An 11,979-nucleotide genomic window follows, 5' to 3' on the forward strand; every position below is an offset into this window, starting at 1 on the left:
CCTTTAATCTGACTGCACGGTCGTGACTGAAAGTACGCACTGTAGTGCCCTTGAACGCCAGCCAAATCAGCCAAAGGAATGATTTGCAGAACCCCTCGGATACTAGCGTTGCGCCACCACCCGCAGGGATTCTCGATCTGAAGTAACTACGGAATCAATGCATCTCGGTAAAAGCCAGCTTCACGCCAATTGCAATCAGCACCGCACCCATGGTCCGGTCGAACCAGTGCCCCATGCGGGCGAAACCGGCGCGCACGCGCTGCTGACTGAACAACATCGCCACCAGGCAGAACCAGCCCGCTGTCGCCGCCGCCAGGTAAACCCCGTAACCGGCCTGCACCGCCAGCGGCGTGTGCGGGTTGATCACCACGGTGAACAGCGAGAGGAAGAACAGCGTGGCTTTCGGGTTGAGGCCGTTGGTGACGAAACCTGAGGTGAAAGCACCACGGGCGGTGCGTTCCCCGGCTTCCTTGTGCAGGTCGTCCGTCACAGGCTTGGCCGGTTGCGCGCGCAGCGCCTTGTAACCGATGTACAGCAGGTAAGCGGCGGCGGCCCATTTCAAGGCATTGAACAGCACGATCGACTGGGACACGATCAGGCCGATACCCAACAGCGAGTAACCCACGTGCAGGAAAATCGCCGTACCCACACCCAGCGCGGTCCAGGTGCCCGCGCGGCGACCGTGGGTAACACTCTCGCGCACCACCACGGCAAAGTCCGGGCCGGGACTGGCCACGGCCAGCAGGTGAATCAGGGCAACGGTCAAGAACTCTGTCCAGTACATGGGGGCTCCTTCAGGCCAAGCGTAACTATTTATTTCATCTGGTAGGCTCGGCAGATTACGCCTTCAGTTCATTGCACAAAAGGTACAGTTGATGACGAACACTCGCCGCGCCGTATTCCTCGACCACCCGTCCCTGGACCTCGGCGACCTTGACCTGGACCCGTTGCGCAGTTGTTTCAGCGATTTGCAGCTGTACGCCCAGACATTGCCCGATCAGGTCATCGATCACCTCAAGGGCGCCACCGTCGCCATCAGTAACAAGATCCTGATCGATGCCGCCGCCATGGCCGCCAGCCCTGATCTCAAGCTGATCCTGATCACCGCCACCGGCACCAACAATGTCGACCTCGCCGCCGCCCGCGCCCACGGGATTACCGTGTGTAACTGCCAAGGTTACGGCACTCCGTCGGTGGCGCAGCACACGATCATGCTGCTGCTCAACCTGGCCACGCGCCTGGCCGATTATCAAAAAGCCGTCGGCGAAGGTCGCTGGCAGCAAGCCAGACAATTCTGTTTGCTGGACTACCCGATCGTCGAACTCGAGGGCAAAACCCTTGGCCTGCTGGGACATGGCGAATTGGGCGGTGCAGTCGCACGGCTGGCTGAAGCCTTCGGCATGCGCGTTCTGCCGGGGCAAATTCCCGGACGCCCTGCCCGACCGGACCGCTTGCCGCTGAATGAATTGTTGCCGCAAATCGACGCACTGACTCTGCACTGCCCGCTCAACGAACACACCCGCCACTTCATCGGTGCCCGTGAACTGGCCGCGATGAAACCTGGCGCGTTCGTAATCAACACCGCCCGCGGAGGCCTGATCGACGAACAGGCGCTGGCCGACGCCTTGCGCAACGGACATCTGGGGGGCGCCGCCACTGACGTGCTGAGCATCGAGCCTCCCGTCAACGGCAATCCGCTGCTGGCCCACGACATCCCGCGCCTGATCGTCACCCCGCACAACGCCTGGGGCAGCCGCGAGGCGCGCCAGCGAATCGTTGGCCAAGTGACCGAAAACGCACGGGGATACTTCAGCGGTAAGGCGCTACGGGTCGTCAGTTGATAAACTGCGGCACTTTTTTCCACGGGAGCAGTTATGGATCCGCGCAGTGAAGTACTGCTTCGTCAGGCCGAGTTATTCCAGGGTTCGGTGTTGTTGGCCGGTTTGCCCGCCGACGACTTGCTGGGCCGCCTGCCCGAAGCTCATGGCTGGTGCTGGCACGCCGGCGATCAGGCCGCGCTGGACGCCCGCTTCGCCGAGCGCAGCCATTTTGGCGTGAATGCGCCCGAGCGCGAGTTCGATACAGCGGTGGTTTTTCTGCCCAAGGCCAAGGACCTGACCGACTACATCCTCAACGCCCTCGCCTCGCGGCTTGCCGGTCGCGAGCTGTACCTGGTCGGCGAGAAAAAAAGCGGCATCGAAGGTGCCGCCAAACAACTCAATCCGTTCGGCAAGCCACGCAAACTCGACAGCGCGCGCCACTGCCAGCTCTGGCTGGTCACCGTGGCCAACGCGCCTGAAGCCAAACCGCTGGAAAGCCTGGCGCAGACTTACGAACTGCCGCTGGCCGAAGGCCCGCTGAAGGTCATCAGCCTGCCGGGGGTGTTCAGCCATGGTCGCCTGGATCGCGGCAGCGCACTGCTGCTGGAGCATCTGGACAAACTGCCCAGCGGCCACTTGCTCGATTTCGGTTGCGGTGCAGGGGTCTTGGGCGCGGCGGTGAAACGTCGTTACCCGCACAACCAGGTCACGTTGCTGGATGTGGATGCCTTTGCCGCTGCCAGCAGTCGTCTGACTCTGGCTGCCAATGGTCTGGAAGCCGAGGTGATTACCGGTGACGGAATCGATGCCGCGCCGATGGGTTTGAGTGCAATCCTGAGCAATCCGCCGTTCCATGTCGGCGTGCACACCGACTACTTCGCAACGGAAAACCTGCTGCGAAAAGCGGCCAAACATCTGAAAAACGGCGGCGAACTTCGCTTGGTAGCCAATAGCTTCCTGAAGTATCAACCGCTGATCGAAGAGCACCTTGGCGTGTGTGCGATCAAGGCCGAAGGACAGGGCTTCCGGATCTACCGAGCCAAGCGCGGATAGAACTTCTTTTGAAAAAGAAGGCTTGCCGAATGGATTTTGCCTAGGCAGAATCCGCTCCGTCCTAGGGGAGTAGTCTCCCACGAGCGCCACGCTCGTCCGGCATGCGTCAACATACTTGGTCAAAAGACCATGGCGCATGCGACCCAAGCATCCACATCAGATGGATCGCAGGGTTTGACAAGACCTATGACACGAACACCTTACCCGGGGCGGGAAGGCTGTACGTGTCATAGCCGTGTCGACCCGCCCCTTAGGAAAACCCCTGATGCTGGATTCATTACTCGTACCCACCGCAATCGTTGCCTTGGCCGAAATCGGCGACAAGACGCAACTGCTCGCGCTCATTCTCGCCGCCCGTTTCCGCAAGCCCTGGCCGATCATCGCCGGTATCGTCGCCGCGACCTTGGCCAACCACGCGGCCGCCGGTGCAGTCGGTGCCTGGGTCGGCAGTTTCTTCTCGGATACGATGCTGCACTGGATCCTCGCCGCGAGCTTCGCCGCCACGGCGCTGTGGACCCTGGTCCCGGACAAGATGGATGACGACGAGGCCAGCACCGCCCGCAAGTTCGGGCCATTCCTGACCACGCTGATCGCGTTTTTCCTCGCGGAGATCGGCGACAAGACGCAGATCGCGACCGTGATGCTGGCTGCGCAGTATCCGGAACTGTGGCTGGTGATCATCGGCACCACCCTCGGCATGCTGATTGCCAACGTGCCCGTGGTATTGGCCGGTAACTTTGCCGCGGACAAATTGCCATTGACCCTGATCCGTCGACTGGCGGCGTCGGCGTTCTTCATCCTGGCGATTGTCGCGGTGTACAAGGCGATGCAGAGCAGCGGATGGGTTTAAAGCAGCGGCAAGCTTCAAGCAATGAGCCACAAGTTTGAAGCAGAGCAGATCTGCTTTGCTTCAAACTTGCAGCTTGCAGCTTATTTCTTGGCGCTGTTGTAGAGCGGCATGACTTTCGGAATCGCCGCCTGCAACGCCGCAATACGGCTCGACGATGTCGGGTGAGTGCTCATGAACTCCGGTGGCGAACCTTCCGAGACCTTGCTCATCTTGTTCCACAGGGTGATTGCGGCATTCGGGTTGTAGCCAGCACGGGCCGCCAGTTCCAGGCCGATCAGGTCCGCTTCGTTTTCATTGGCGCGACTGTTGGGCAAGGTCATGCCGTAGTTGGCCACGGTATCGGCCAGGGCCATGGTGTCCTGCCCCAATCCCAACAAGGCACCGGCGCCCTGCTTGGCCATTTCGATGCCGTAAGCCTTGGACATCGCTTCACGACCGTGCTCGCGCAGGGCGTGGGCGATTTCATGGCCCATGATCGCGGCGATTTCATCGTCGGTCAGTTTCAGGGTGTCGATCAGCCCGGTGTAAAAGATGATCTTGCCGCCAGGGCCGCAGTTGGCGTTGAGTTCATCGCTCTTGATCAGGTTGACTTCCCACTTCCACTGGGCCGCGTCCGGACGGAAGTTCGGCGCCTGGGCAATCAGCCGGTCGGCAATCAACTGAACCCGCCGGGCTTCATTGCTGGTCTTGTCCAGCACACCTTTGCCGGACGCTTCGCCCACAGTCTTCTGATACGACTGGGCGTACATCTGGTCGACCTCTTGCGCGGACAACATGCTGAACATGTATTGCTTGCGCTCAACGCCTACAGCACCGCCACTGGTGGTATTGACCGACTGGCAACCGGTGAGCAACAGCGCTGCGCCCAGCGCACTGACAACCAAAATCTTGTTCATCAAAAAACTCCCTGAAAACATGCTGCGTATCCTAGGCGCGGAAATGTATAGGCGCCAGATACAATGGACGTAAGACGCACAATTCGGACAAAGCTCTCATCGCCGTAGAAAAAAATTCACATACGGCGGCGCCCCACAGCCCATCACGCCGCGCATTGATTCAATTACGACATCCGGCATGTAAAAACAGTCATTTCAACCGCCCGCGCTCATGCCCGCCCGTCACCCTGCCGATACACCTGGGCAGTCGTCTTTTCCCGTGCGGAGCCCCCATGAAATTCAAGTCGATCCAGTTTTCCGTGGCAGCCCTTGCCGGCGCCATTGTCCTTAGTGTCGTGGCAGCGCTGGTGGTGTACGCGCTGTTTTCCGGGGCCCGGACGCAGGACATGGTCCAGGATCGGACCCAGGCCCAGTTCGAGCAAGTCATCGAACAACGCCTGACGTCCCTGGCGCAGACCCAGGTCAGCCAGATCCAGCGTGAACTCGAAGCACCGCTGCTGATCGCCGGCGCGCTGGTGCGGGTCAACGCCCTGATCGGCACACCCGGTGCCGATGGCCAGCCTGCGCTGAGCCTCAGCCGTGAGCAACTGATCGGCCTGATCAAGGAAAACGTGGTCAAGAACCCAAAGATCCTCGGCACCTACATCGGCTGGGAAAAAGACGCGCTGGACCACAATGATGCGGCCTACGTCGGCACCCAGGTGGTCGGCATCGACGCCAGCAACGGGCGCTTCCTGCCCTGGTGGTTCCGCAACGACGACGGCACCCTGGGCCTGGACAAACTGGTGGACGTCGACGACCAGAAAACCCTGTCCACCGGCGTGCGCGCCAGCGAGTACTACCTGTGCTCGAAAGAAACCAGAAAATCCTGCGTGATCGATCCAGCGCCTTATAAGGTCGGCGATAAAATCGTCATGCTCGCCTCTTTTATCGAACCGATCATGCTCAACGGCGCTTTCCAGGGCATCGTCGGTGCCGACCTGTCGGTGAACTTCATCCAGGAAATGCTTCTGGGCGCCAACCAGAAACTCTACGGCGGCGCCGGGGAAATGGCCCTGATCGGCGGCAATGGCCGGATCGTTGCCTACACCAAGGATCCGGGCAAATTCGGCGAGAAGGTCAGCGACATCCTCGACAGCAAACAGATCGCCAACATGGCCAATCTCAAGCGTGGCGAAGTCACCTACACCGTCGACAAGGCCCAGGGCCGGATCGAGTTGTACCTGCCCTTCGGTATCGGCCAGACCGACGCCCGCTGGACCCTGATGCTGCAATTGCCGCTGAATGCGGTCATGGCCGACCTGCAAAAACTCCAGGCCGACCTGGACGCCCAGCGTAAATCCGACACCTTCGGCATGGCGATGGTCGGCCTGGTGATTGCCGGTATCGGTTTGCTGGTGATCTGGTTGGTGGGCCACGGCATCGCCCGTCCGCTCAAGCAAATGGTGGCCATGCTCGACGATATCGCCCAGGGCGAAGGCGACCTGACCCGGCGCCTGACCAGCGACCGCGCCGATGAACTGGGTTCGATCGCCAAAGGCTTCAACACCTTCCTGGCCAAATTGCAGGCGATGATCACCCAGGTGGTGACTTCGGTGCAGAGCGTCAGCGACTCGTCGGAACACACCGCCGACATCGCTATCCGCACCAACACCGGCGTACACAAACAAATGGCCGAGATCGATCAGGTGGCCACCGCCGTGCAGGAAATGACCGCCACCGCCCAGGACGTTGCGCGCAATGCGACCCAGGCCGCACAAGCCGCCAGCCATGCCGATCAAGCCGCCAGCCAGGGCATGCAGATCGTGCGCGACACCTCGAATTCGATTGGCGCCCTCGCCGTGGAGATCGGCCGGGCCGTGGGCGTGGTGCAAACCCTGGCCAAGGACAGCGAAAACATCAACGCCATCCTCACCGCCATTCGCGGGATCGCCGAGCAGACCAACTTGCTGGCCCTGAACGCAGCCATCGAAGCCGCCCGCGCCGGTGAACAGGGCCGAGGTTTTGCCGTGGTGGCCGACGAGGTGCGCAACCTGGCGCAGAAGACGCAAAAGGCCACCGAAGAAATCCAGGCCATGATCCAGCAACTGCAGCAGGGCACGCGGGATGTGGTGCGAGTCATGGAAGACAGTCAGAACCGCACGGACGAAAGCGTGCAGCATGCGGCCAAGGCCGCCGAAGCGCTGGAAACCATCACTCAGGCGGTGTCGGTGATCAACGACATGAACACCCAGATTGCCAGCGCGGCCGAGGAGCAAAGTGCGGTGGCGGACGACATCAACCGCAACGTGATCAACATCGGTCAGGTGGCCAATGAAGTGGCCGGTGGTGCGGATGAGTCGAGCGCGGCCAGTGCGGACTTGACCAAGCTGGCCGAGCAGCAGCGGCGGCTGATCAATCAGTTCAGGGTCTAATTCAAGGGCCTCATCGCTGGCAAGCCAGCTCCCACAGGTTTTGTGAATGCCGCAAATCCCTGTGGGAGCTGGCTTGCCAGCGATGGCGTCAGCACAGACAACCTGTCATCCCGGCGTCAGACACTCCGGCCCATTGAGCTTCGGATCATTCACCATGTTGGCCAGCACCCGCTCACGCAATGCGGCGGGTTCACTGGCCAGCAAGGCTTGCAAAGCATGCAACGGCGTCTCGGGATCCAGCCACGCGGCCTGCCCCGCCTCATCAAGAATCAACGGCCGCCGCTGGCTTGCCGCCGGCTGGGTGATCACGGCAGTACTCAGCCACACCTGCTCCTGCACCGGATATGCCTCCCAGATCGCCGCAAAGAACAATGACGAGCCCTCCCCCGGTGTCAGCCAGTACGGGCGCTTGCGCGTCGTGCCGCGCCATTCGTAGAAACCGTTGGCCGGCAACAGGCAGCGGCGCAGGCGCAGGGCTTCGCGGAACATCGGTTGTTCGGCAACGGTTTCGGCGCGGGCGTGGGCCGGAGTGCGGGACAGATCGGTCAGCCAGGGCGGCGTCAGGCCCCAGCGGGCGCGGGCCAGCGTGCGCTGACCGTCAGGCCCGGCCCGCAGCATCAACACCGAATCATTCGGAGAAATGTTCCACTGCGCCTGCTGGTCGGCGGGAAAACCGGGCAGCGCCGCGAAGGCGGGGTTCCAGCGAAACAGGGCATAACGTCCACACATGGGGCAACACGGCTCTTGATCAAACGAACGCCAGCCTAACAGACCAACGTGCCGGGAAAGCTATCCGGTTCATCGCCGGACAGCGGCAGCGCGGCATTGTACGCGGTGATCAGCTCGCGGGCGTATGCAGCCTGGTCGTTCTCGACCGACAGCCCGAGCAGGCCATAGATCGGCAACTCGCCGCTGCCCCCGAGCAAATCACGGCCCACCAGATGCGCCTCGATACCCTCGCTGGCGAGCATGCCTTGCAGCAGTTCGCCTTCCATCAGGTTTTCCGGATCGTAGATGCGCTGCATACACGCTCCTCATTCGTTTTCACTGAACACTTCGAGATGCCATTCCTCTTCATGAACCTGCAACACGAAGGTTATCGGCCGGCAGCACACCTGACAGTCCTCGATATAGGTCTGATCGCCACCGGACAAATCCAGCGTCGTCTCTACCTCCTCACCACAATACGGACATTCATACACTGCGTTTTCCAGCATCGCGGTCTCCCAGGTGACTTGTGCGTATAATCGCCGGTCTATTTGCAGGGCTATTTTTGTCTGGCTACTTTTTCAGACCGTGCCCCGCCGGTTTTCGAACAAAACCTTTACTTACCCTAGCCGTTTCTAACAAGAGAGCATGATGGGCGAATTCGATGCCATCCGACCTTACGACGACAGCGAAGTCCCAGCGGTGCTGGACCGGCTGCTCGGCGACAAGGCGTTTCTAGATATCCTCACCCACTTCCGCTTCCCGCGTTTTGCCGGCGCTTTAGGCTGGGCGCTCAAACCTCTTATAGCCCATCGGCTGCGCCGTGAGTTTGCCGGCGTGACCTGTGTGGCCACGTTACAGGACAAAGTCGAGGTTTACGTCGACCACACCATCGAGCGCGCCACCGACGGTGTCACCTATACCGGTGTGGAGCAATTCAAGTCCGGCAGCGCCTACCTGTTCATCGCCAACCACCGCGACATCGTGATGGACCCGGCCTTCGTCAACTACGCCGTGTACCACGCCGGCCTGCCGACCCCGCGCATCGCCATTGGCGACAACCTGCTGCAAAAGCCCTTCGTCAGCGACCTGATGCGCCTGAACAAGAGTTTCATCGTGCACCGCTCGATCAGCGGACGCCGGGAGAAAATGGCGGCCTATCAATTGCTTTCGGCGTACATCAACCATTCGATCCGCAACGATTGCGCCTCGATCTGGATCGCCCAGGCCGAAGGCCGCGCCAAGGACGGTGACGACCGTACCGAATCGGCGATCCTCAAGATGTTCCACATGAGTCGCAAGGACGAGCCGTTCGGCGAAGTCATTCAGTCGCTGAACCTGACCCCGGTGTCGATCAGCTACGAATACGACCCGTGTGACCAGGCCAAGGCCCGCGAGCTTTACATCCGTGCCACCACCGGCACCTACACCAAAGTGCCAGGCGAGGATGACGTGAGCATCGCCAAGGGCATCACCGGCTACAAGGGCCGGGTGCATGTGAACTTTGCCGCGCCGATCACCGAACTGTTCGAAGACACCAAGCAATTGGCGGTCGAGATGGACAGGCAAATCCTCAGCGGATACCGCTTGTTCCCGGTGCACTACCTGGCTTACGCGCAGTGGAAGGACGCCGATCCGCAGTTGCAGGTGCCCAAAGCCGCCGAAATGTTCCCGGCCGAAGAACTGGCCAAGGCTCATGAAGAATGGCAACGCCGCCTGGACGCCTGCCCTGAGGAGCATCGTCCATTCCTGGTGCTGCAATATGCGACGCCGGTGCGCAATCAGTACCGGGTGAAGGCAGGGTTAGCGCTGTAAGCGGTTTCTGCCAGATGTGAAAACGGCGCCCCTGGGGCGCCGCTTTTGTATCTGTTCGCCACAGGTTTTGCGGTTACTCAGACCTGAGTGCTGATCCACGACACCAGCAGCGCCATCCCCATGCAGGCAAAGCCGAAGATGTAGAAAAACCGGTTCATGCGCAAGGTCGCCCAGTCCAGCGTGGGTTCTACGTTGGGGCTGCTCTGGCGCTGCGCCTGCAAACTGGCCATCGCGCGCAGTTCGCGACGACGGGTGGCGTGCAGCAACCAGCCGCCCGGGAAGGCAAAGAGCAAGGCCAGCAGATTGATCAATTTGGCGGGATGGGCGGTAAACAGCGTCATCAAGTGCAGCGACATCACAGACCTCAAGCAAATCAGGTGGCAGGTGCCGGACCGGCGACCGCGGCGCGGATTCTACCGAAAGCCTGCGTACCTGCCTTCTGTTTCCGACAAATAACGAAGCATTTGATCAATGGCTGTCCTGCGTCACGGCTTCGTCATCTGTATCGGCGAACATGCGCGCCTCGAAACCGACAAGGACCACGTCATGCTTCACGCCGAAAACCAGGATCGCCTTTACCTCATCACCCCCAGCGAAGAACAACAAGCCCTCGTCGGCAGCCTCGCCTTCAACGTTCAGGATCGCCACTGGCTGGTGTATTGCGCCTTGGGCGGGTATCACCATGCGGATTTGCCTGAAACGGATTTACTGACCGGTGTGAGTGTGCTGGATTTCTACTCAGAAGCGGCCTGACACAACCATTCCCACACTTGATCAGTGTGAATCTGACTCAACCCAACGCTCATGAAAAAGCCCGGGACCATCGCTGGCACCGGGCTTTTTCACATCCAGCGAAGGTTACTCGCCGAGCACCTGACCCACGGTCGGGTCCTTGAACAGACGGGTTAACGCATCGCTCAGCACATCACTGACCAGCTTGGTGTTGGTTTCCTGGTTCGGCGCCATACCGAAGCGCTGGTCCAGGGACGAACCATAACGGCCGCTGTAGCGACGGTTGGCGTTCTGTACATCGGAGCGGAAGGTCGCGCCGATGGTGGCTTCGGTCACGTACATGCCTTCCTTGGGCGACTGGTACTTCAACTCCGTCAGGGTCACGGTCAGTTGCGGTGCGTTCATGGCGTTGTTCGTCGGGGTAAAGCCCAACAGCCGTACGGCGGCTTCAGCCTGGGCCTGCAACTTCGGCAGGATCTGCGCGCTCTGCACGGTGATTGCGCTGGTTTCCGGATACAGGCCACCACGGGTGCCCAGTGTCGGTGACGGACGACCGTCCACTACACGCACCACGACGGGCTGACCATGGCCGACCGGGGCCAGTTGGGTGGTCAGCTTCGGTTCCGGGCTCAGTTGTTGCGGGCTGTGGGCGCAGCCAACCAGGGTCAAACTGGTCACAGTGATCAAACCGAACAACAGGCGTTGCAACATGCTCTTCTCTCCAGAATCAGGCACAAACAGGCCGGCAGTATAGCGGTGCGCCACTGCGGGTAACCAGCACCTCACAGTGTTTGATGAAATCTCTGACAAGCCCTTGGCAACGCGGTTCCTGTCATACAGATGTCACCCCCCATACACTTGCACGTAATGGCCTGCAGGCAATCTTCTCGGCAGACACCCAAACGGTACCCGCCATGCGCCATCTGATCTCTCTGTTCGCGCCACGTCCACTGCATCGCTGCTTCGCCCTGCTCGACCGCAACGGCCGCTGCCAGGCCTTCAGGCAGTGCAGCCTCCAGCCCATGGGCGATGGCTGGGTTGAAATCGAAGAGATCCGCCTGAACTGGCTGAATCAGCCCCTGCCTGCCGGTGCCCGTGTCGTTTCGCAGCAACACCGGCCACGCTCGCGCGCACAACATCTGATGACGACCTGACCAAACACCTAATAAAAGTCATTAAACACGACCATTTCCCTGCGTTTCTTAGATACAATCTCCCCCCGATTATAAGGACGTCTCCTGATCGGGCCTCGCAGCATCGTCAATGCGCTTGTATTGACACCCCGCACCGCCCACAGAGAGCCGCCCACACAGATCGAGTGAAGCTGGCGCGCTTGCTGTTTTGTTGAGCAAAACCTCCACTTTTCGCGAATCTGCAGAGCTGTCATTACGCTCGGTCACTGAGCTGTTTGCCCGTTTTGCCTGCCCTGTATCCCATGGCGGCAATCCATCCGGGCACGGTGCCAGGCTGGGACAGCCCTTTTTGAGGTTCACGTCTTCAAAAGAGCGTGAAAAAAACGGGTTTTCACAACTTCACAAGAGTGTGGCGAGCAAATGAATAGTTTTGCGTCTGAACATGCACCATTAGCGTCTACAACAGCCCAACGACACAGGACCGAGTATTCCTCGAACACCGGAGCCTGAAGCCTGTCCGCTACGGATTTGGTTGCACAAACGGATGTATCGACCATA

General features: G+C 60.3%; 14 protein-coding genes, 1 pseudogene and 1 riboswitch. Of the genes and pseudogenes, 8 read left to right on the forward strand and 7 right to left on the reverse strand.

Going from position 1 to position 11,979, the window contains the following annotated elements:
• Positions 1 to 154: 154 nt before the first annotated feature.
• Complete coding sequence (locus PMI34_RS25240) at positions 155 to 784, reverse strand: LysE family translocator (RefSeq protein WP_008045978.1); 630 nt, start codon at positions 782 to 784, stop codon at positions 155 to 157.
• A 91-nt stretch (positions 785 to 875) separates the two neighbouring features.
• On the opposite strand from PMI34_RS25240, the gene PMI34_RS25235 reads away from it, so the two are divergent.
• The 3 genes from PMI34_RS25235 (at position 876) to PMI34_RS25225 (ending at position 3,723) form a co-directional block, all read left to right on the forward strand.
• The gene (locus PMI34_RS25235) at positions 876 to 1,841 is read left to right on the forward strand and encodes a 2-hydroxyacid dehydrogenase (protein ID WP_008045979.1); all 966 of its coding nucleotides are present in this window, start codon (positions 876 to 878) and stop codon (positions 1,839 to 1,841) included.
• 33 nt (positions 1,842 to 1,874) lie between these two features.
• A complete protein-coding gene (locus PMI34_RS25230; protein WP_008045980.1) occupies positions 1,875 to 2,873 on the forward strand; it encodes a class I SAM-dependent methyltransferase in 999 nt (332 codons plus the stop codon).
• A gap of 51 nt (positions 2,874 to 2,924) precedes the next feature.
• Positions 2,925 to 3,049: riboswitch (yybP-ykoY riboswitch) on the forward strand.
• Between the two features lie 89 nt (positions 3,050 to 3,138).
• On the forward strand, positions 3,139 to 3,723 hold the full coding sequence (locus tag PMI34_RS25225) for a TMEM165/GDT1 family protein (protein ID WP_008016665.1): 585 nt from the start codon (positions 3,139 to 3,141) through the stop codon (positions 3,721 to 3,723).
• Positions 3,724 to 3,803: 80 nt separating this feature from the next.
• Here PMI34_RS25225 and PMI34_RS25220 read toward each other — a convergent pair whose 3' ends face one another.
• Positions 3,804 to 4,619, reverse strand: a complete 816-nt coding sequence (locus PMI34_RS25220; protein ID WP_008045981.1) for a M48 family metallopeptidase — start codon at positions 4,617 to 4,619, stop codon at positions 3,804 to 3,806.
• 1,361 nt (positions 4,620 to 5,980) lie between these two features.
• On the opposite strand from PMI34_RS25220, the pseudogene PMI34_RS29605 reads away from it, so the two are divergent.
• Both PMI34_RS29605 and PMI34_RS29610 read left to right on the forward strand, forming a co-directional pair.
• Positions 5,981 to 6,178, forward strand: a pseudogene (locus PMI34_RS29605) (HAMP domain-containing protein); the annotation flags it as partial.
• A 111-nt stretch (positions 6,179 to 6,289) separates the two neighbouring features.
• Positions 6,290 to 7,033 carry a methyl-accepting chemotaxis protein gene (locus tag PMI34_RS29610; protein ID WP_411741538.1) on the forward strand — a complete coding sequence of 248 codons (744 nt, stop codon included), beginning with the start codon at positions 6,290 to 6,292 and terminating at the stop codon, positions 7,031 to 7,033.
• A gap of 105 nt (positions 7,034 to 7,138) precedes the next feature.
• On the opposite strand, the gene PMI34_RS25210 is transcribed toward PMI34_RS29610, so the two are convergent.
• Genes PMI34_RS25210 through PMI34_RS25200 form a run of 3 tightly spaced genes read right to left on the reverse strand, consistent with a single transcriptional unit; the run spans position 7,139 to position 8,250 of the window.
• A complete protein-coding gene (locus PMI34_RS25210; RefSeq protein WP_007981312.1) occupies positions 7,139 to 7,762 on the reverse strand; it encodes an SOS response-associated peptidase in 624 nt (207 codons plus the stop codon).
• 35 nt (positions 7,763 to 7,797) lie between these two features.
• Entirely contained in the window at positions 7,798 to 8,058 is a 261-nt protein-coding gene (locus tag PMI34_RS25205; RefSeq protein WP_008045983.1) for a putative signal transducing protein, read from the reverse strand.
• Positions 8,059 to 8,067: 9 nt separating this feature from the next.
• A complete protein-coding gene (locus PMI34_RS25200) occupies positions 8,068 to 8,250 on the reverse strand; it encodes a CPXCG motif-containing cysteine-rich protein (RefSeq protein ID WP_008045984.1) in 183 nt (60 codons plus the stop codon).
• 139 nt (positions 8,251 to 8,389) lie between these two features.
• On the opposite strand from PMI34_RS25200, the gene PMI34_RS25195 reads away from it, so the two are divergent.
• Positions 8,390 to 9,556, forward strand: coding sequence for a 1-acyl-sn-glycerol-3-phosphate acyltransferase (locus PMI34_RS25195; protein WP_032829324.1), 1,167 nt, complete (start codon positions 8,390 to 8,392; stop codon positions 9,554 to 9,556).
• 77 nt (positions 9,557 to 9,633) lie between these two features.
• Here the strand turns inward: PMI34_RS25195 and PMI34_RS25190 are convergent, their stop codons facing one another.
• The gene (locus PMI34_RS25190; protein WP_007979321.1) at positions 9,634 to 9,912 is read right to left on the reverse strand and encodes a hypothetical protein; all 279 of its coding nucleotides are present in this window, start codon (positions 9,910 to 9,912) and stop codon (positions 9,634 to 9,636) included.
• Between the two features lie 190 nt (positions 9,913 to 10,102).
• Between PMI34_RS25190 and PMI34_RS0126975 the strand changes: the two genes are divergently transcribed.
• Positions 10,103 to 10,309 (forward strand): hypothetical protein, encoded by a 207-nt coding sequence (locus tag PMI34_RS0126975; protein ID WP_032829333.1) that lies wholly within the window; start codon positions 10,103 to 10,105, stop codon positions 10,307 to 10,309.
• 105 nt (positions 10,310 to 10,414) lie between these two features.
• Here PMI34_RS0126975 and PMI34_RS25185 read toward each other — a convergent pair whose 3' ends face one another.
• Complete coding sequence (locus PMI34_RS25185; protein WP_008045988.1) at positions 10,415 to 10,999, reverse strand: YajG family lipoprotein; 585 nt, start codon at positions 10,997 to 10,999, stop codon at positions 10,415 to 10,417.
• A gap of 203 nt (positions 11,000 to 11,202) precedes the next feature.
• Between PMI34_RS25185 and PMI34_RS25180 the strand changes: the two genes are divergently transcribed.
• Complete coding sequence (locus PMI34_RS25180; RefSeq protein WP_008045989.1) at positions 11,203 to 11,442, forward strand: hypothetical protein; 240 nt, start codon at positions 11,203 to 11,205, stop codon at positions 11,440 to 11,442.
• Positions 11,443 to 11,979 lie beyond the last annotated feature (537 nt).

The organism is Pseudomonas sp. GM74, from assembly GCF_000282455.1.
GTDB lineage: Bacteria > Pseudomonadota > Gammaproteobacteria > Pseudomonadales > Pseudomonadaceae > Aquipseudomonas.